The organism is Shewanella oneidensis MR-1 (assembly GCF_000146165.2).
In the GTDB taxonomy this organism is placed as follows: Bacteria; Pseudomonadota; Gammaproteobacteria; order Enterobacterales; family Shewanellaceae; genus Shewanella; species Shewanella oneidensis.
Window position 1 is genome coordinate 4,719,127 of record NC_004347.2, and the last position, 20,066, is coordinate 4,739,192.

A 20,066-nucleotide genomic window follows, 5' to 3' on the forward strand; every position below is an offset into this window, starting at 1 on the left:
CGAGTCTCCCTTAACAGCTTTCTAAATGATAATAATTTTCAATACCGGAATGTATCCCTATGTTACAATCAGCTCAAGTTAGACTTTGAGTAATCACTTGTAAGAGTTGCTTAAGAATGAATAGAAATATGGTCAAGGGCATGATCGTGTTTGCCACCATTGCGGAAAAAGGCTCGATGAGTGCTGCGGCGCAGCAATTAAATCTCAGCTCATCGGCGGTGAGCCAGCAAGTTGCGAAGCTTGAAATGGACATGGGAATTAGTCTATTTCACCGTAATACTCGCCATCTGACGCTCACGGAGGCGGGGCATTTATTTTATGAAAATTGCATAAAAATCATAAAAATAGTTGAGAGTGGTGAACACAAGCTCAATGCGTTAAAGGGTACACCCTCGGGGGAGCTTAAAATCGCCGCACCTGTAGGTTTTGGCAGTGGTTTACTCAGCCAACCGCTCGCCAATTTATTAGCCGCTCACCCACAGATCAGCCTCAATCTGCAGTTGCAGGACGGTCCGATCGATATAGTAAATGAAGGAATCGATCTGGCGATTTGCATCGGCCCCCTCTCAGATTCAAACCTCATCGCCCGCCCCTTGGCCGATTGGCGCATGCTGCTGTGTGCCGCCCCGAGCTATATTCCGCAGCATCAGATCCTGCAACACCCTGGCGAGTTACAAGCGTTCAATCGCATCAGCCACAGCTATGCTAAGCCCGAGTTCTTAACCCATTCACAGACTCAAGAGCGAGTCGAGCTCTCGGCGCAGCGTATCAGCGTGAACAATATGCAAACTTTGATTCAACTTACGCTTGATGGATTGGGGTTTGCCGTGTTGCCAGAACCCGAAGTGCATCAATATCTTGCATCGGGACAGCTGGTGACACTCTTACCCGAGTGGTCACTACGCACTTACAGTGTTTACAGCGTAACATCGGCGCGGGACAAACAACCCGCCAAAGTGAAAGAAGCCATTGCAGCCCTTAGCCAATATTTTAGCCAAATCGATTTTAGCCCGAGCTCAACTCAGCCACTTGCTCCACCCAGCACCTCCGAGCTAGCACCAAAATTCATCTATGGATTAGCCATACCCGTTTAACTCGCTCATCAAGCACGGGTTTTATTTCTATATCGAGCTGGAGTATGCTGCGCTATCCATTGGCTAAACAGTAGTAACGCAATGCAAAATGTGGCCTTAGTATTAGAGGGCGGCGGCCTGAGAGCAATTTATACCGCTGGCGTGTTAGATGCCTTTTTGCAGCAGCAACTGTATTTTCCCTATGTGATTGGCGTATCGGCGGGGGCGATTTATCCCGCTTCCTATGTATCGCGCCAGTTTGGTCGCAATTTAACGATCCAGCAGCAATACCTACAAGATAAACGCTACATGGGGCTGCGCCACTGGTTGGCCACGGTGAATTATGTCAATACCGACTTTACCTATAAGCGCATGGCCTATGAGTTACTGCCTTTTGATTTTAAAACCTTTTTAAGCAGCGGTACTGAGTTTAAGGTCGGGGCATTTGACTGTAATACAGGGCAAACAGATTACTTTGGCATGGCCGATTTTCAAGATCACGACAAGCTACTCGATGTACTTATCGCCTCTTCTAGCCTGCCATTTATAGCAAACCCCTACCGAATTAATCATCAAACTTATCTTGATGGTGGTATTGCCGACCCCATACCGATGGCTCAGGCGCAGCAAGATGGCTATAAACGCCAGGTGGTGATCCTGACTCAAGATGCAAACTATCGAAAATCGCCGATGAAGTTCAACTGGTTAGCTCGCAAGCGTTATCAAACATACCCCACAGTGGCCGCTGCGCTCAAGGTACGCCACCAACGCTATAATCACTCCCTTGATGAATTGGCGCAAAGTGTTGCCAGCGGCAATACCTTTGTGATCCGCCCTGCTGCGCCACTTAATCTCTCGCGACTTGACCGCAATATCGATAAAGTCACCGCCGTGTACCATCAAGGGTTGGCCGATGGACAGGCGATTCTGCCCAAGTTACAGGCTTGGCTTAGCACTAATGTTAGGCAGTGAGGCATGGACTTTGCCGATAATCAGTTCTCGTAACCATTTATGGCTAAGGTCGTGTTCAAAATGCTTATGCCACATCAGCAGATATGCACCGGGGATCAGCTTAATCGGCGGTGGTAAATACTTAAGATCAAACGACTTCATCACCGCTAAAGCATAACGGGACGGCGCGCAAAGAATTAAATCGCTTTGCTCACACAGGGCCAGCGCACTCTGGAAGTCGGTCATATTCACCGCAATATCCCGTTTCCGCCCTTGCATTTGCAGCACATCATCTAACAACCAATGCTCTAAACCGCCAAAGGCTACCTGCAACTGGCGATAACTTAAAAAGGTGTCGAGATCCCATTCCTGCGCTAATGCAGGATGGTCGCGGCGCATCAGGCAAACCGTATAATCCTGCACTAATTCAACATAGTGGAGATCGTCCGGAATATGGTTAACATGCATGGGTGAGCGTTCATCCCATTCGCGGCAGCCAATAGCCAAGTCGATATCGCAGCGCAGGAGTCTGTCCATGGTATCGAGCCGCCAGGTTTGGCAATTGAGACTCACCCAGGGCGCTTGGACGAGCAATGAGGGCATAAAATACGGAAAGGTCAGCGAATAGGTGGTTTCGACCAAATGCATTCGAAATTGCCTTTGGCTTAAGGCGGGCTCAAAACTATCGGGCCGAGTAAATTGCGCCAATTGCTGTAAGCATTGGCGTAAGTCGGGCGCCAGCGACAGCGCCTTGGGCGTCGGCTTTAGCCCGTAAGCGGTACGCTCGAATAAGGGGTCATCAAACACTTCCCGCAGGCGAGTCAATTGCTTGCTCACCGCCGACTGACTTAAATGCAGTCGCGCCGCCGCGGCCGTGACGCTCTGCTCCTCGAGGAGAATTTCTAGTACCGGCAGTAAGTTTAAGTCTAAGTGTTTTAGCATCTAGCCCCTCGCTTTTAAGGGATTCCACCTCAATTTTTGCGGCAACTTCATCAGCAGTAGCGATAGTAAAATCACTAAAATCCCTGCCCACTGGCGCATATCTAAGGTTTCACCCACAATCAATACGCCTAATGATACGGCAACCACGGGATTGACTAAAGCGACCATGCCCATGATTTCTGGTCCTAAATTTCGCATTGACCAGAGCCAAGCCCAATAAGCCACTGCGGTATTGGCGGTAGCCAACCAGATTAACGAGGGAACCACATCCATACTCGGTATCTGTGGCGGCCCCGCCATTAACCACGCCAGCGGGATCAACATCAGTCCTCCCAAAAGTAATTGCCATGCGGTAAGCACTAAAAAGTCACCCACATCCCAGCGCTGCATCCAGCGGGAAGAAAAAGCAATTAAAGTCGTCGCACTCAACATACACAAGACCCCAATCGGGTCGAGATCAGCAGATGGATTTAGCAGTAAGATCACCCCACCTAGCCCCATCAAACCGAGCAGCAGCCACTTCATCCCCGGACGTTTTTTATCAATCAACCAAGCGAGGATCAAAAAGATTAATGGCAACGTCGCTCCCAGCGTGCCCGCCACAGCGCCGGGTAGCCGATAGGCACCGATAAACAGCAGCGTAAAGAAGGCGCCAATATTACAAAACGCCAGCAAACTTAATTTAGACCACGCCAGCGTCGGCAAACGCGGGCGCAGCATCAGCAGTAAAACCCCCGCTGGCAACGCACGCCAAACCGCCACCCAGTAGGGCGACATATCCTGTAAGTAAAGACTCACCAGTGCATAAGTGGTCCCCCAAAACACCGGGGCGAGTAACGCAATCACAAACGGCATAATGACTTCTTAAAAAGTATCTTGATGTTGAGATATATTATTTCAAGAAAACTTAACAAGCAAGCAAAGTCATGTGATTAATGGCTGAATGAAGACTTAGGGTTGCCAATCGTTGTAGGACAAATGAATGGTTTGATAAATTTGGCTCAGTTCACCAGTCTGCTTAAGCTGCATTATCATGCGGGTTAAATAGGCGTCCATTTCATCCCCAGCTGCGCCTTTCTGGATCACAAAGACATCTTCAAAATCGCCAAAAAACTCCCGCCTAATATTCGTTAGCTTCAATTTTTTAAGCATCATGTCTGCTTCTTCCTGTGCCCAGATAAAGCCATCAATGCGGCCATAGGATAGCTTAAGCAGGGAACGTTCAATGGTAATCGAGGGTTCTGTAGGGATCGGCATATAATCAGGGATGGCTTCGATAACAAAGGTTCGGCCTGTTTGCGCTTGATCGAACAGCATGGCCCGTGTAACGGGTTTATCTACATGGGTATAAAGTACATGGGTAACAAAACCAAAGGAGGTAGAGCTAAAGCGATAGGGTAATTCGTTTAGGGTGGCATTGTTGCGGATCGCAGGCAAGCCAAAATCAGCACGACCAATACTGACACCCAGCATAGCCCGGGAAATCGGGAACACCTTAATGTAAATGTCGACCTCTGGATCGGCTCTGTCAATAGCTTTAACTAACTCGACAAAGGGACCACAGCCATCGGCATTGATCAGCCCCGGAATTTCACCTAGATATGCGGTGATCTGCCGCGGCGGTGATAACACTTCTTGCGACTCAGCATCAGTCGTTAACTTATTGGATTGTAGAGATTCAGGCACAGTACTAGATGCCATCACTATACAGCAGGAAATAGCACTGGCTAATATCATCACGCGCACCAACGGAACTCTCATCACTTGCTCCTTTATCTGAGGTGGCTAATGCCTAAGTATCACTATCTGGTTATTTAATTATTTCACGAAGGGTCATCGGCCAAGCGAGCTACGGCATAACCTTAAAGGTTGTAGAAAGTGCAGTGATACACATCCGCAGCGAACCCAACTGGCCTCGCACTTCCTTGTGGATACTTCTGTGGGAGTAAAACGGATAACGCTGTTAACTGTTATTGATATGAAGCATAGCAGAATCCTTGGACGACACTTTCACCTAAAATAATGCGGCTGTGCTTAATAGCGGTTTGCCGTATAATCGGGCGTCATTTTTTATAGGCGGGCAAGCATGTTCCATATCGCACTCTATGAGCCAGAAATCGCACCCAACACGGGTAATATCATTCGCCTTTGCGCAAACAACGGCAGCCAACTTCATCTGATTGAGCCACTTGGGTTTGATTTTGAAGAAAAAAAGCTGCGCCGCGCGGGCTTAGACTATGCCGATTTAACCAATGTGACTCGCCATAAAAACTTCGATGCCTTCCTCAAAGCCATGGCGGGCAAACGCATTATGGCCTGTACCACCAAAGGCAGTCGCCCGCATTCTGAACTCAGTTTTGCCAAGGATGACGTGCTGTTATTTGGTCCAGAGACCCGCGGTTTACCTATGTCGATTATCGAATCGATCCCGACCGAGCAACGATTACGCATTCCCATGGCGGCCACCAGCCGCAGCCTCAATCTCTCCAATGCAGTGGCGATTATCAGCTACGAAGCCTGGCGTCAGCTCGGGTTTGAAGGCGCAATTTAATGTGTGGAGATGCTTTTTAAAGTTGGTAAAGTTGGACACCCAGCCTTTAGGGTAAAGTTGGACACCCAGCCTTAATGGCGCTGCCGTTAACCTCCAACTATGCTTTGGTTAAGCATTAAACATGGAGGTTTGTATGCCGCGCCCTCGTAGAACCCAGATAAGTCTTGAAGACACACCCTATTACCATTGCTGTAGTCGCGTGGTGCGGCGTGCATTTTTATGTGGCGATGATACCTATTCGGGTAAAAACTATGACCATCGCCGCACTTGGGTTGAGTCATTATTATTTGAACTTGAAGCCATTTTTGCTATTGATGTGGCAGCGTTTGCGGTTATGTCGAATCATCTGCATCTGGTGCTTAGGGTCGATATAGACAGTGCCAATGGTTGGACTGACCGCGAAGTACTTGAGCAATGGCATAAGTTGTTTAAAGGCGATGAATTAACGCAAAAATTCGCCAAAGGTGAGTTAGTTGAAGCCTATGAGGTCAGCAGATTAAAGCATTCAATTGCCATTTATCGCAGTCGTTTGTGTGATATTTCATGGTTTATGCGCTGCTTAAATGAACCTATCGCAAGGCAAGCAAATCAAGAGGATAACTGCACAGGTCGTTTCTGGGAAGGTCGCTTTAAATCCCAAGCCCTACTCGATGAAGCAGCGGTGTTAGCCTGTATGACTTACGTCGATTTAAATCCCATTAGAGCGCAACTCGCTGATACACCAGAACAATCCGACCATACCAGCATTCAGCTACGTATTCGGGCCGCATTAAAAGGTGAGCAGCCGAGCAATCTCCTGCCTTTTATCGCTAACGAGTGCGACAACCAACCTAATGGCATTGCGTTTTCATTAATGGATTATCTTCAATTGGTAGATGATACCGGCCGAATCATTCGCAATGATAAACGTGGATACATCAGTGAAAGTAGTGCCAAGATACTGACAAGATTAAATATTCCCCATGACAATTGGCTTAAACTGACCACAGATTTTGGCAAGCTATTTCATGGCCCCGTGGGCACATTGCAAGAACTGACCGATTACTGCGAACACTTAGAAAAGCGACGACGACACTTTGCGGCAAGCTGCCAGCATTTTAAAAGCAACTGACGGCATACCTATCACTTTGAAAGCAATCTTTACCTAGCACTTTCCAAACGCTATGGGCGATATAGCTCGTCTGAAATACACCATTTTTGAAGGGATTAGCGCAATTTATTGCCCCGATGCTGTCCATGCGACTATTTATGGTTCTTATTTAACCCATTTTAACTCGGACAAGTTGTAGGCAAACAGAAAGTGCATTATGTTATTGATTTAAAATGGGTGGCCAGATTTATTTCATCTGCCTGATAATGAAGGGGCTCACCATTGGTTAAGCGTGCTAACCGACCTGTATAATCGCGGCGTTAAAGACATCCTCATCGCCTGCGTTGATGGCCTTATACCAATTACATTAATTAACTGTTCATCTTTGCCCACTGCCTAGAGCATAATTGCATTACCCTCAGCGGTTCTTTTATAAATGTATTCCATGTGATGGAGCATTGCTCGACAATATCGTCGTAGCCCTTAAAGCTGCGATTTGCCAGCACATGTTGACGCAGCCATTGCCAGACCTGCTCCATCGGATTCAACTCCGGTGAATATGGGGGGATTTTGACGATACTTAGGTTATCAAAGTCATCGGCTAAATCTCGTTGATGCCAGCCCGCACCGTCCATGATGACCAGTGCATGTCGTCCAAATTCTGTTGCGGCCGAGATCAATTTTAAGTGTTCATGCATATAATCGCTGTTGGCAAACGGGGCGAGAATGGCTTCCGTGGCGCCTGTTGCCGGACACAGAGCCCCAAATAAATACGCTGATTCAAACTGTTGCTGTTTTACTGCTCGTGGCCGAGTCCCTTTCTCAGCCCAGATACGAGTGGTGGTGTTTTGTTGACCAAATCTGGCTTCATCTTGAAACCAAACATCAATGCGATCGAGTGCAACGTGTCCTGGGGTGTTAAGGATCATTGCCATTGGGAAGTTTTTTAAAAGACTCTTGCACAGCTTCAGATTGCTTCGGATGACGTGCTCTCGTAGTGATCCACGAAAAGCCTAATTGATGTAGTAAACGGTAGAGATTAGTTTGCTTGAAAGTCACGCCAAATTCAGACTGGATAAAGTCGCCGACATCCTTGGCCATTAGTCTGCCACCTTGCTCAGATAGACTTTTGAGCTGGACGAATTCTGCTAGGGTTGCTAGTTGCGAGGAGGACAATTTAGCGGGACGTCCCGGATTTGGCTTGTCATTTAGGCCGGACAGTCCCAAGGAAAGATAAGTGGAGACCCACTTATTCACACTGGTTCTGCTGACCTTCAACATACTGGCGATAGCAGTACGGGAATGACCTTCTGTGAAGTGAAGCAGAGCGAGATAGCGGATCCGTTTACGTGCGCTTTTCTCGGATTTAACTAATGCAGCAATGTCTGGATGGCTCATGAGCTGGAAGCTGAGAACGTGTTGGCTAATTAGATCACATAATTAAGGAGATTGGTATTAAAGGCTTTCCTGAAGCGATTGCAACCATTTACCCGCAGACGAAAGTGCAACTGTGTGTCATCCACCAAATTCGCAACTCGATGAAGTATGTTGCCTCTAAGCATCAAAAGGCCTTTATGGCGGATTTAAAGTGCGTTTATAAGGCTGCCACCTTGAATGCGGCCGAGATGGCACTGGATGAGCTGGAGACGAAATGGGGCGATAAATACCCCGTGGTGATTAAATCATGGCGCAACAAATGGGCACTGCTATCGGTGTATTTCAAATACCCTGACTATGTCCGCACCGCTATCTACACCACCAATGCCGTTGAAGCGGTACATAGGCAATTCAGGAAGTTAACTAAAACCAAAGGTGGTTTTGCTAACGAGAACAGTTTACTCAAACTGCTTTACGCGGGTATATTGAAGGCCTCTGAGCGCTGGACTCATCCTATCCAAAACTGGAATTTGACGCTATCACAGCTCTCAATCCATTTTGAGGGGCGCTTAGAAAACCATATCGACCTGTGAAATTAACCTGACACAGAATTATGAACAGCCTCCATTTTTGTCCCAAAGTTAGTTGCGTATTGTCGAGTATGAATAAGTCGACTTAATGCGATGGCACGACAGGTGTCATCTCTATCCCACGAAAGAGCTGATAGCGGTCAATATCGTCGTCCAAATATTGGATGTTTTGCGTCCACTGCCATGCGCCTTGGGGCGATTTAGCTTCGAATAACAGCTGGATTAAGGCTGCGCGCGCATTCACGACCCCCTCGCCCAGCAGGGAATAATCGCCATTTTGTTGATATAAACTAAAGAGTTGCTGCTTTTCCTGCGAGACACCGTCGTAATAAGTTAAGAGCACTTGCTCGCCTTGCTCCCTAAACCACCATGTCTCGCTGTAGGGAGCGTGCGTACCGACACTCACGGAGAGGATCAACTGCCGCTGATCATAGGAGCAAAATCCATTAACCGTCACTTGTCTAGGGGTGTCACTTGCCTTAGCGGCATTGCCCTGCCATTGCCCCACCATTTGCGGGCAAAACGCCTTAAAGCTTACCTTAGCGGCTTGCACAGGAAAGATAGCCAAACTGCCCAAGGCGAGTATCAATACATTTTTGATCAATAGCTTGCTCAGTCTTCGCGGGATGATTAACGCCATATTCAAGTCCTATTTCAATCTTCCAATACATTAACGTTAAAACACCTTTGCCACAAATACCCCACTGACACTCTATTACTTGGTGAGTATTCCAAACGATTTAACAACCCGACTCCAGTTACAGTTACTTACATAAAAGTCACTCTTGCCACCGATAGACTCAGTTTGATTTCATGCTCGGTTTCTATACTGTGATGTTTAATGGAAAAAATAACGATAACACTCTGAATGATAAGGAGACATCTAGTGAAAAAGGCAGGCATTTTACTGCTTAGCTTACTCATGCCCTTCAGCACGGCATTTGCAGAAGCAAGCAAACCACTCTCAGTCGAATTACTTTGGCAACTCAAACGCATAGGTAGCCCTGTTGTGTCATCGACAGGCGAGCATATTATTGCGCCTGTGACTGAATACGACCTTAAGGAAGACAAAGGCTCAACCCAACTTTGGCGCTTCGATGTCGAAGGGAAAAATAACCGTGCGATTACCGCCAAAGGCTTAAAAGTTAGCGAGCCAGTGTTTTCGCCAGACGGCAAAACCTTAGCTTTTATCAGTGAACGTAACGATGACGACGCGGGCCAAATTTACCTGTTACCTATGGACGGCCCGGGAGAAGCGGCTAAGCTCACGGATATTCCCACCGGCGTCAATGGCATCAAGTGGGTTGGTAAGCATTTGTATTTTATTAGCAATATCTTCCCTGAGCAGAATTGGGAGCAAATGAAGGCCCAGCTTAAGACTGATAAAGATAATAAAGTCTCCGCCCGCCAGTGGAATGCGCTGCCCTATTCGCAGTTCGATCATTGGTTAGATGAGCGCCGTCAGGCCCATGTCTTTAGGATCCCTGCAACGGGCGGCACGGTCGAAGCCGTGACTCAGCCGCTAGGCCATGAGCTGCCGCGTTCTAGCCAGAGCAGTGAAAGTTATGATATCTCCCCCGATGAACGCTTAATCGCCTTTAGCGCCTATGGTTCGGATAATCGGGTCGATCCAAAATTAGATTTGTTCCTCGCCACCATCGGCGGCAACAAGGCTGAAAACATCACTCCAGAAAACCCCGCGCCGGATCTCAATCCATCCTTTAGCCCTAATGGCAAAACGCTGGCCTTTACTCGCCAAAAAATCCCCGGATTTTATGCCGATACGGCAAGGCTAATGCTGCTGGATGTGAGCAGTCGCAAACTCACCACGCTCACCCCAGATTGGGATCGCTCCGTGTCCGAATTTGAGTGGACACCAGACAGCAAAGGTTTCTATGCCAGCATAGAAGATGCCGCCACTAACCGTATATACCATATCGATGCCAAGAGCGGTAAAGCTAAGGCTATCACCCAAGCCACCGATTTTAGCCAACCCGCTATCGCCAAAGATGGCCAGTTGATTGCGACTAATCAAAGCTTTTTGTACCCAGCGCGTTTAGTCAGCATCAACCCGCGCAATGGTAAAACTGAGCGCTTAGAGCAGTTTAACGACGATATTTTAAAGGATGTCGATTTAGGCACCTATGAGTCCGTCACCTACAAAGGTTACCAAGGCCAAGACATTCAAATGTGGGTGCACTATCCACCCGGGTTCGATCGCAGCAAAAAGTATCCGTTGTTTATGTTGATCCACGGCGGTCCGCACAACGCCATTAGCGATGGTTTCCATTACCGCTGGAATGCGCAAACCTTTGCCTCTTGGGGTTATGTCACCGCGTGGCCAAACTTCCACGGCTCTAGCGGTTTCGGACAAGACTTTGCCGATGCCATTAACCCAGATTGGAAAAACAAATCCCTCGAAGACGTGCTCAAAGCGACAGACTGGTTTAAGCAACAAAGCTGGATCGATAGCGATCGTATGGTTGCCGGTGGCGCCAGCTATGGGGGCTACTTAACCTCGATTATTTTAGGCCAGCCACACCCCTTCAAAGCCCTGCTGATCCATGCCGCGGTATACGACATGTACGCACAAATGTCGGCCGACTTTGCCGTTCACAGCACTCGCTTTGGTAACTACTGGGATAATCCTGAGCTGTATAAAGCCATTTCGCCCCATTACTTTGCGGCGAACTTTAACACCCCAACCTTAGTCAGCCATGGTCAACTCGATTACCGTGTGCCCGTTGGCCAAGGCTTTGAGCTGTTCCGCACCCTACAAACCCGTAATGTGGAATCGCGGATGATTTATTTCCCCGATGAAAACCATTGGATTGTGAAGCCTAACAACTCCATCTATTGGTATAACCAAGTGAAAGATTGGATGGCTCACTACGCTAAGCCTGGTGCGCAATAGCACCTAGAACAGAAAAGCAAAAGGTCTGCACTCTGCAGACCTTTTTATTGGGCGAAATAAAACTAGCGCCTGTTGCTACTTACCAAAACCGACCGCATTGATATCAACGGTTTGCACTTTGCCATACTTGGCAGCTATCGGCACAATCTTGCTGGCGTTACCAATCAGCACAAACTGTAAGTCCTTTTGCGGGAAGTAAGTTTTCACTAACCTTTGGGTTTCTTCTAAAGTTAAGCCATCCACTTTCGCTTGGAACTCGTTGATAAACTTATCATCGAAGTCGTACAGATACATGCCAGATAAGAGTCCTGCCAATTGGCCCGAGGTTTCGAACTTAGGCGGGAACTGACCTTTAACATAGGCCTTAGCCGAATCAAGAGTCGCTTGATCGACGCCTTTCTCCCATAAACGAGCATAGGTTTTTAGGGCTAAATCAATCGCTTCTTGAGTGGTTTCCGTCTTAGTAAAGGTACTTATGGTAAACACGCCCGAGTCAGTATAAGGACTAAAGCCGGAGCGCGCGCCATAGGTTAGCCCCGCATTCACCCGCAGCTCATCATTCAGCCAAGAGGTAAAGCGACCGCCTAAAATGGTGTTCACTACCGTTAGCCCCACATAGTCTGGGTTATCACGGCTAATGCCTAAACCGCCGATAACAAAGGTGGTTTCCATTGCATCTGGCTTATCCACCAGCAGCACTTTGGCCTCAGTTAACTTAGGTAAACCTTGGTTTAAGTCGGGCTGAGCGAGTTTTTCGCTGCCTTTCCACTGGCCAAAAGTCTGGGTTAACTTGGTCTTCATCGCCGCCACATCAAAATCCCCCACCACAGTTAATGCGGTATTGGCAGGTTGATAGTAGCTCTTATGGAAGGCGCGTAACTGCGACACTGTGACTTGCTCAAGTGACTCACGATTACCCGAGGCCGCATTGCCGTAGGGATGGACACCGAACACGAGTTTATCAAAGTAGCGACCAATCACGGCGCGCGGGCTTTCTTTATCCTGCTGCAAACCCGCAATGGCACGCTGTTTAAGCTTATCGAACTCGGCAGTATTAAAGTCGGGCGTTAAGAGCGCGGCGCTAAATAAGCCGAGCATCACATCGGTATCTTTGGTCATAAAGTCAGCTGCCAGATAACTGCCTTCTTTATCGGCTTCCGCGATTAAGCTGGCGCCAAGAAAATCCACTTGCTGCTCAATCTCGGCCTTGGATTTACCCGCCGCACCGAGGAGCAAACCTTCGGCGGTCATTTGAGCGATACCCGCGGTGGTGTCGTTTACCGCCCCTGCACGCACTACCGCGTTTAGGGTCACAAGCGGTACTTCGCGCTGCGGCATTAAATACACTGTCAGACCATTATCTAACACCAACTTATCGTAACTTGGCATAGCAAAACTGCCAGTTTCGACACGTTTGGGCGCCGTGGTGGAGACGCAGCCGGATAACGCCAAGCTGGCACCGAAAGCCAATGCAAGCATTAACTTAGTCGGCTGCCAAGAGGATTTGCTCGAGGATGAGCTTGCAAAGGAGAGTTTGATTGCCATCGATTTCATTGAGAGTTCTCCTCGTTTGCCGCCAATACCGCTACCGTGCGATTCGATTTGCGTAAATAAGTTTGGGCAACACGTTGGATATCCGCGCTCGTGACCTTGTTATAGGCTTCTGGCGCATTAAATAACTTGTCGTAACTGCCAAAATACATTTCATAGGTGCCGATGGTGTTGGCCTTGCCATTAATGGTTTCCATCGCGCGGTAAAAATCCATCAACTTGATATTTTTAACTTTATCTAGCTCTTGCTGGCTAACGCCATTGGTCGCAATCGCATCAATTTGTTCAATCAGCGCCCGCTCTAGCGTCGATGCTTTCACCTCTGGCGTAGCCACACCCATGACGTAAAAGAGATTGGGATCGACCGACATCGGCATATAAGTTTGCGCTTCTAAGGCCACTTGTTTATCCACCAGCGCTTGATATAAACGCGAGCTATTACCTTGGCTTAAAATCGAGCTTAATAAATCCAGCGCATAAAAATCTGCGTGAGTCGCCGCCGGAATATGGTAAGCCAGCATCACATTAGGCGTACTGACCGAGGCTTTTTGTACAAAGGTACGGCGCTCACCCTTTTGCTCAGGCTCCACAGTACGAATCGCTTTAGGCGGAGTTTGTGCAGGAATAGGCGCAAAGTACTTGTCGGCCAAGGCTTTTACTTGGGCAAGCTTCACATCGCCCGCAATCACCACCACAGCGTTGTTTGGCGCGTAATAGGTCTTATGGTATTGCACTAAATCTTCTAGCGTCCACGCGGCGATATCCGACTCATGACCAATCACAGACCAAGAGTAAGGGTGCGCTAAAAACGCTACGCCTTTAATTTCGCCTTCGAGGGTATTCCAGTTGGAGTTTTCAAGCCCAGTCGAACGCTCCGACTGCACCACGCCACGCTCGCTTTCCACCATTTCAGGATTGATATCCAAGTTAGCGATACGATCGGCTTCAAGGTCGAACATGGTTTCTAGCGCATTAGCGGGGAACCAATCGGTGTAAACCGTCATATCCTCTGTGGTATAGGCATTGTTAGCGCCGCCCTCTGCTTCCATCGTACGGTCGAACATCTTCGGGCCGTATTTTTTCGAGCCGTTAAACATCATATGCTCGAAAAAGTGTGAGATACCAGTAATGCCAGGGACTTCATTACGGGAACCGACTTTCCAAAACAGATACATATTGGCATTGGGAATAGAAGAGTCCTCTAGCACCATGATTTTCATACCATTGGCGAGTGTAAAACTCTTGATGTCTTCTGCCGTGGTGGCCTGTGCTTGGCTCAGGGGATTTAAAAGTCCCATGGCCAACACCAGAGCCGATAGCGTGCGCTTCATCTTGTTCGCTCCTTGCTGTAAAAATTCACATAAGAGGGCATATTGATTAACAAATCAAGGGCAAAAAGATCTTCCCACCCAAATTTTTGTAAGCTCAAGTTATACCGCAAAGCTGACGGAATAAGGCTTAAGCGGTTTATTGCGCCTTGAGCGCCGTTAAAGCGACCTTGGTCATGGCTTCAACGCCAATTTGACCGCATTGCTTCCTCCCCCGATTAACCCTAAAGCTAAGGCCGACGCGAGCAAGTTTTCCACAAAACGCGATGGATAAGCTGTTGATTTACCGATGCATGGTTTCAGGATGGATGATGTTGGTACATAAGCTGGGACAGAGAATACGGCCATAGCGATACCCTATTGTTGTTTTTATAAGCGACCTAAACTACAGGTACATCACTGATTTGTTAATAGATTTAATGCTTAGGTTGGTCATGTCGATTTGTATTGACCATTGCTGGTATCAGAATCATAGGCAAGACAATCCCAAACTTAAGCGCATAAAAAAGGGCCTTCGTTAGAAGGCCCAAAGACAAGGTACTGCTTAAAGGTGAAGTTTACTTATTAACATTCCATTTTTGACGTGATACTGCCATCAATCCAAGCATCAGGACAGCAAGCCAGCCCAAGCTACCGCCACTGCTATCTTTAGTCTCTTCCACAGGAGGCGTTGGAGGCGTAGGTGGAGTCGGCGGCGTTGGCTCCACACCATCAGAGTTCACGACTAAGTTGAAGCTCGTTTGCACCATGTCATTTTGATAAACCTTATCAAAGGCTTTCACTGTGACAGTGGTTGTACCGTGCCAATCTTTTTCGGGTGTGATGGTGACTTTGTTGCCATTAACGACTGACGTGATGTGCGCGCCTGTCACTTGGATACCATTAGCGGTATTTTCTTTATCTTGCACTAGCACCTCAAAACTGATGCTGGTGTTTTCAGCAACGGACATATTGCCAAGGGCACCTATCGCAAGGTTTGAAGGTACTTTGAAGCTTCCGCTAGAGGTCATACTATTGCTGCCGGTGTAATCACTTTTAGCAATAATCTGCAGATCTTGACCTACAGCTTTAGCACCAACACGGGCCGAGAATGATAGTTCAATTGCCGTCGCTTCAGGTCCAGTGTAGTTAGCACAGACCACTAAGCCTTCTGCAATTTTCTTATCCAGATCGTTAAAGGCAAAACCATCGCCAATATAACCATACGCTGGGCCGAAGGTGCCACGTGGTCCATGGTAACCATGTAAACCAATTGAACCTAAATGCGCTTTGTTACCCGTTAATTTGTCATAGGCAAAAATAAACTCATGTTCACCTGGGGCAAAATTAAGCTGCGTCGAAGCTAATAGCTCAAAGCTGTAGCGAGCATCGTAGTCAGGATCATGGTTAACACCAAAGGCAAACTCCTGACGCATATTGTCCCATTCAACAATCAGGTAGCGGCGGTCGTTCGTCACGGCAAGGGATACACCGTCAAAGCTTTCGCTATCCATATTATATTCTGGGATGGTAATACCATCTCCACGCCATAACGGAGCAATCACTGTATCAGGGAAATATTGCTCTTCCATTGGGTAGTGAGCAGCCCAGAACAGTGGTAGTTGATCGAGCTGAATAAAGCCACCAGGAGAAATACTTAAGGTATCTTTGTGTGAGTATTCTTCTGGGTTGTTATACAGCGGGATACGATCAATACCAAACGTACTTAATGGCACAGTTACTGTATCATTCACCCGACCAGCAATCGCTGTTTCAGACTCAATTCCTGCCTCGGTAAATAAATCCAAATAATAAGGATTCGAACCGATAGGAATTCGACAGCTCTCGTCGGTCTCACTGGTGGTAAAGGTGTATTGACGTTTTTGCGCATTACTCGCCTGTTGCATCGCTTTCAGGGTGATTTGCTGTGCAGCAACAGTCAGGCCAGCTTTAAGATCTTGGTTATTGCTGTTCGCTTTTAGCGTGTCAGGCAATAATTGCAAACCTTCGGGCAGCGTTAAGGCAATATTCACATCGCGCTCTAATCCGAGTAGGTTTGGTGCCATCACCATCTTAACCTCAACAACATCGCCTTCTTTGGCCTGTTGTTGGCTGGTCGTGATACTGACATCATCGCCCTCATGCACTAAATGCACGGCCATTTTGCCAATGCTACCTACGTTTTGCGCGCCATTACCGACTTCAACCAAACCGTATAAGCGATCACCCGCTTTACTGCCAGTGGCAGACCAGTTCATTTGTAATTGGTAAGGATCGATACCATTGGTACTGGCAAGCCCAGTCACATTAAGTTGCTTAGTATCAGTGTCGGAAATGATCGCCAGACTCGCTTTAATGTTGTCTTTGGTATCAATTTCATCTCCCCATGGGCGCTTAAAGTTGCCTAACATCACCCAATAACGACCAGGCGTTGGATCATTAATCGCGCAATAGTCGGTAACATCGGTATAAGAGTAACAAATCGCCTCGTCATACCATTCCACTTTGCCGTTATTATTGAGATCCATACCAATATCTAACGACGTCGATGCTGATTTATCAGCTGATACCTCTTCCCACACAATGCGGCGAGTACCTTCTGGCACATCAAAGAACTGCAATACAATACCTGGGTTATTGACCAAGGTTTCTGGATCGCGGAACTTCACATAGGCAGCGCTAAGCTTGTGCTCAGTTACTTTACCAGCCGTTAAGCCGCTCACTTTGACATTAAGCTCGCTGATTTCTTTGGTCATCAACTCAGGTGTCAGCATGGTGCCAGTATCGCGATGGATTTTACCCGTGACAATTTCTGGCAAGCTAGAGCCTGTAAAGCGCGCCATAACAGGCAAGTATTGAGCTGGCAAACTGGCATCCGTTGGTTTCAGGTCAATTTTACCAAACACTTCGTTTGAGGAAGAGTTAGCGTTGACTGAGGTCACATCGAGGATTTTCGCCGTCACCATAATACTTTGTTGCTCACCCGCTTTTAACTTAATCGTTTGCGGATAAACACTTAGCTCAAGGAAAGGCGCGCCTTCTGTGGTGATTTCGGTCGCCCTCACGTTCCACTCACCGTCAGTCGTGGCAGTAAAGGTACGCATCCAAGTGCAGCTACTTTTACATTCAGCATTAACCAGGTAAGGCACGTTTAACGCGGTCACATCGCCACCTTCCATCGGGTTGGCGGCGCGGTAATTATCACCGTTTTCATCCATCACCAGACCCGCTTTTACGGCTCTGGCAACGTTAATCACCCCGCTACCCATATCGTAGAAAGTCGCATCCACTAATTTTGGTGGATTCTCGTATGTTGGTGCTTTACCTAACACGGCTGTGGTCATCAGGGCTGACTGGATCATCGCAGGCGTCCACTGTGGGTGCGCCTGAGTGAGCAGTGCTAATGCACCTGCAACATGGGGGCCTGACATCGAGGTACCGCTGATTGCCACATAATCGCTGGGCGATGGATACAGATTGAAGGGCATTTCATCTGAGTAGGCAGCAAACACATCCACCCCAGGGGCGGACACGTTAGGCACCATCACATTGGGGTTTGTATGGCTAGGGCCACGGGAGGAAAAGTCGGCTAACACATCGGCTTCACGCTCTGTGGTGATAATTTTACCTGCAGTAATGGTTACTGTTGGTGCTGTAGCGTTGGCGACCCACTTCACTAGCTGATTACCTGATGCAGCATCAATATGCATTCCAGGGATCGGGAAAGGGTTTAAGCTGAGGCTGTTCGCGCCAGTCCCATCATCAAACGAAACGGCGTTATACAGGATAATCCCGCCCGCGCCACCTGCTGCAACGTTAATCCCTTTTTGTACTCGGCCATTTTCTCCACGCTTACAGATGACAACATCGTCACTTTTAAAAGTGCCCGCGGGGAAGGGTTGTAAACAGAGAGGGTCATTGTGAGCGGCAGCATCAACTAAATTACCCGTAATATCACCTGTTACGGCATAGCCAGTCATATCTTCGGGAGCATTTTCACCCACAAAAGACAGTTTGCCTTCAACAGGTTCAATTTGGCGTCCATGGGTACTGGCGGCAACGGATGTTAACCAAGGTGATACATGGTCGATATAACCTGGGCCATAACGTCCCCAGTTACCCGCCGAGGCAGCAACAGAGATCCCTGATTCACGCGCAGCTAAAAACGCCATTTCAACGGCATCGTACCAAGGCAGATTTTCAAGCCCACCGATGGAGAAGTTAATCACATCAACGCCGTCGATAATGGCATCTTCAATCGCGGCTACCAATGCATCGCCAGGACAACCACCGAAGGTTTCGCCATAAGACCCACCACCGGGATAGCACACTTGATAGGCAATAATGTTGGCCCTCGGGGCAACGCCTGAAATTTCAGGGAAGACTAAAGAAGTATCAAAACCATCTGATTTTTCATCAGTTCCATTGAGCTTAAAGGGCACATTGTAGAGCACGTTACCCGCAACTGTACTGGCAGTGTGCGAACCATGGCCGTTGTAATCTTCACCGTTTGGAGGGCGTTTATAATCAACTTCCCATGGCGGCAGATCGGGTTGGAAAATCGGATCTTTATAGGTATCGGTAATGATATCGTAAGAACGAACACCGATAAGCTTGCTGTTACACATCAAAGGATATTCTTGGCAGTCGCCCAGATATTTTCCTTCGCCTAATGGGTTTACGTGCTTATAACCGTCTGCCGAGACTGCGGCAAAAGAGGGGTGATCTGAGTTAATCCCAGTATCGATAATACCGGCAATGATGCCCTCACCGCGCATAGCAACGCCATCGGGAGTGCTCGTGCCCTGCCAAATCATATCAGCGCCAATATGCTTAGGACCGACATCGGTGAATAATTGGTATTCCTTCGCCCGAGTCACCACTTTAACATTGGGCAACTTAGCTACTTCAGCGGCTTGTTCTTGAGTTAACACCATGGTCATGCCGTTTAGTGCCACATTAAAGCGACGTTTTATTTCAGCATCTGGCGCAACACGCTTGATTTGGCTAGCCGTGTCATCCTGAGAACGCGTTAAAAAAGCTTGGTAGTTTTTAACTGTATTGCTCTTTAAATCGATAGTCCCAAAACGCTCATTGGAACGTATTGCAGGCTGATTGCTACGGGGTGACGTTGCGGCAAACTCAGGTCTATCACCCTGATAAAGTGAAACCGGGGCATCCATTAATTGAATAATATAGGTATGCGTTCCATCAATGTCCTTTTCCCAAGCAAATGGCGCCTTATGGCTACTACCATTTACAGCGCGATGGACGTTCATACCAATTTGGCCAGGTCTGTCAGCGCGATTCAGAGCCGGATGAGTAGGTTTATTTTTATTGGCTAATATTTGTTCTGGTGCCAGCTTGATACCAATGAGTTTCTGCTCAGCTTGGTTCCTATCTAAAGGATTGGCAACTAATGTCCCTATTCCGGTCGCGTATAGCGCCGCAAAGGTCATTATGCTGATCTTCTTCAATTTCATTACTCATTCCTTTGTTAGAGTTATGTTGCAAATTTGTTTATTTGCGGAATGAATAGTTACCGTCAGCCATACTTTAAGGCCAATGCTTTTTGCGTATCGCCCCATGACAAAAAGCTATACACCCTAGCCACGTAAAAATTAATAAAACAAAACATAACCTTACAGATCGATATTTACCTCTACCCTTAAGTTAGCGATACAAATTGTCACTAAAGCCTGCTTGTCGATACTTAACCA

Annotated in this window: 13 protein-coding genes and 2 pseudogenes; 7 read left to right on the top strand and 8 right to left on the bottom strand. The window is 47.7% G+C overall.

Annotated elements, in window-relative coordinates; all coding sequences use genetic code 11:
- Nucleotides 1-116 precede the first annotated feature (116 nt).
- Both SO_RS21020 and SO_RS21025 read left to right on the top strand, forming a co-directional pair.
- Nucleotides 117-1,094: a LysR family transcriptional regulator gene (locus tag SO_RS21020; protein WP_011074141.1), complete on the top strand. Its 978-nt coding sequence runs from the start codon at nt 117-119 to the stop codon at nt 1,092-1,094.
- 81 nt (nt 1,095-1,175) lie between these two features.
- Nucleotides 1,176-2,045, top strand: coding sequence for a patatin-like phospholipase family protein (locus SO_RS21025; RefSeq protein WP_011074142.1), 870 nt, complete (start codon nt 1,176-1,178; stop codon nt 2,043-2,045).
- Here SO_RS21025 and SO_RS21030 read toward each other — a convergent pair.
- The 3 genes from SO_RS21030 to SO_RS21040 all read right to left on the bottom strand — a co-directional run bounded on the left by SO_RS21030 (nt 2,010) and on the right by SO_RS21040 (nt 4,727).
- The gene (locus SO_RS21030) at nt 2,010-2,966 is read right to left on the bottom strand and encodes a LysR family transcriptional regulator (RefSeq protein ID WP_011074143.1); all 957 of its coding nucleotides are present in this window, start codon (nt 2,964-2,966) and stop codon (nt 2,010-2,012) included. The two genes, SO_RS21025 and SO_RS21030, sit on opposite strands and share 36 nt — an antisense overlap.
- A complete protein-coding gene (locus SO_RS21035) occupies nt 2,967-3,821 on the bottom strand; it encodes a DMT family transporter (protein WP_011074144.1) in 855 nt (284 codons plus the stop codon). It abuts the gene before it with no gap.
- A 96-nt stretch (nt 3,822-3,917) separates the two neighbouring features.
- On the bottom strand, nt 3,918-4,727 hold the full coding sequence (locus SO_RS21040) for a type 2 periplasmic-binding domain-containing protein (RefSeq protein WP_011074145.1): 810 nt from the start codon (nt 4,725-4,727) through the stop codon (nt 3,918-3,920).
- Nucleotides 4,728-5,052: 325 nt separating this feature from the next.
- On the opposite strand from SO_RS21040, the gene trmL reads away from it, so the two are divergent.
- From trmL to SO_RS21055, 3 genes and pseudogenes are all read left to right on the top strand, one after another.
- Complete coding sequence (trmL, locus tag SO_RS21045; RefSeq protein WP_011074146.1) at nt 5,053-5,517, top strand: tRNA (uridine(34)/cytosine(34)/5-carboxymethylaminomethyluridine(34)-2'-O)-methyltransferase TrmL; 465 nt, start codon at nt 5,053-5,055, stop codon at nt 5,515-5,517.
- Between the two features lie 133 nt (nt 5,518-5,650).
- Nucleotides 5,651-6,628 carry a transposase gene (locus SO_RS21050; protein ID WP_011074147.1) on the top strand — a complete coding sequence of 326 codons (978 nt, stop codon included), beginning with the start codon at nt 5,651-5,653 and terminating at the stop codon, nt 6,626-6,628.
- Nucleotides 6,629-6,860: 232 nt separating this feature from the next.
- Nucleotides 6,861-6,962 (top strand): annotated as a pseudogene (locus SO_RS21055) (transposase); the annotation flags it as partial.
- Between the two features lie 16 nt (nt 6,963-6,978).
- Here SO_RS21055 and SO_RS21060 read toward each other — a convergent pair.
- Nucleotides 6,979-8,005, bottom strand: a protein-coding gene (locus SO_RS21060) for an IS630-like element ISSod10 family transposase (RefSeq protein ID WP_076611923.1) whose coding sequence is annotated in 2 segments (ribosomal slippage) — nt 6,979-7,555 and nt 7,554-8,005 — 1,029 coding nt in all. Because the reading frame shifts where the segments join, the coding sequence is not laid out codon by codon here.
- A gap of 53 nt (nt 8,006-8,058) precedes the next feature.
- On the opposite strand from SO_RS21060, the pseudogene SO_RS21065 reads away from it, so the two are divergent.
- Nucleotides 8,059-8,577: pseudogene (locus SO_RS21065) on the top strand (IS256-like element ISSba12 family transposase); the annotation flags it as partial.
- An 82-nt stretch (nt 8,578-8,659) separates the two neighbouring features.
- On the opposite strand, the gene SO_RS21070 reads toward SO_RS21065, so the two are convergent.
- A complete protein-coding gene (locus SO_RS21070; RefSeq protein ID WP_011074149.1) occupies nt 8,660-9,214 on the bottom strand; it encodes a hypothetical protein in 555 nt (184 codons plus the stop codon).
- Nucleotides 9,215-9,460: 246 nt separating this feature from the next.
- On the opposite strand from SO_RS21070, the gene SO_RS21075 reads away from it, so the two are divergent.
- A complete protein-coding gene (locus SO_RS21075) occupies nt 9,461-11,488 on the top strand; it encodes a S9 family peptidase (protein WP_011074150.1) in 2,028 nt (675 codons plus the stop codon).
- 75 nt (nt 11,489-11,563) lie between these two features.
- Here the strand turns inward: SO_RS21075 and SO_RS21080 are convergent, their stop codons facing one another.
- The 3 genes from SO_RS21080 to SO_RS23435 all read right to left on the bottom strand — a co-directional run bounded on the left by SO_RS21080 (nt 11,564) and on the right by SO_RS23435 (nt 19,829).
- Entirely contained in the window at nt 11,564-13,042 is a 1,479-nt protein-coding gene (locus SO_RS21080) for a M16 family metallopeptidase (protein ID WP_011074151.1), read from the bottom strand.
- Nucleotides 13,039-14,370 (bottom strand): M16 family metallopeptidase, encoded by a 1,332-nt coding sequence (locus SO_RS21085; protein ID WP_011074152.1) that lies wholly within the window; start codon nt 14,368-14,370, stop codon nt 13,039-13,041. Before SO_RS21085 ends, SO_RS21080 begins: the two co-directional genes overlap by 4 nt.
- Nucleotides 14,371-14,924: 554 nt before the next feature.
- On the bottom strand, nt 14,925-19,829 hold the full coding sequence (locus SO_RS23435; protein WP_011074153.1) for a S8 family serine peptidase: 4,905 nt from the start codon (nt 19,827-19,829) through the stop codon (nt 14,925-14,927).
- Between the last annotated feature and the right edge of the window lie 237 nt (nt 19,830-20,066).

Excerpts from the sequence above, each read along its gene's own strand:
- SO_RS21020 (WP_011074141.1), top strand. The coding sequence starts at position 117 with ATGAATAGAAATATGGTCAAGGGCATGATCGTGTTTGCCACCATTGCG.
- SO_RS21025 (WP_011074142.1), top strand. The coding sequence starts at position 1,176 with ATGCAAAATGTGGCCTTAGTATTAGAGGGCGGCGGCCTGAGAGCAATT.
- SO_RS21030 (WP_011074143.1), bottom strand. The coding sequence starts at position 2,966 with ATGCTAAAACACTTAGACTTAAACTTACTGCCGGTACTAGAAATTCTC.
- SO_RS21035 (WP_011074144.1), bottom strand. The coding sequence starts at position 3,821 with ATGCCGTTTGTGATTGCGTTACTCGCCCCGGTGTTTTGGGGGACCACT.
- SO_RS21040 (WP_011074145.1), bottom strand. The coding sequence starts at position 4,727 with ATGAGAGTTCCGTTGGTGCGCGTGATGATATTAGCCAGTGCTATTTCC.
- trmL (WP_011074146.1), top strand. The coding sequence starts at position 5,053 with ATGTTCCATATCGCACTCTATGAGCCAGAAATCGCACCCAACACGGGT.
- SO_RS21050 (WP_011074147.1), top strand. The coding sequence starts at position 5,651 with ATGCCGCGCCCTCGTAGAACCCAGATAAGTCTTGAAGACACACCCTAT.
- SO_RS21070 (WP_011074149.1), bottom strand. The coding sequence starts at position 9,214 with ATGGCGTTAATCATCCCGCGAAGACTGAGCAAGCTATTGATCAAAAAT.
- SO_RS21080 (WP_011074151.1), bottom strand. The coding sequence starts at position 13,042 with ATGAAATCGATGGCAATCAAACTCTCCTTTGCAAGCTCATCCTCGAGC.
- SO_RS21085 (WP_011074152.1), bottom strand. The coding sequence starts at position 14,370 with ATGAAGCGCACGCTATCGGCTCTGGTGTTGGCCATGGGACTTTTAAAT.
- SO_RS23435 (WP_011074153.1), bottom strand. The coding sequence starts at position 19,829 with ATGAAATTGAAGAAGATCAGCATAATGACCTTTGCGGCGCTATACGCG.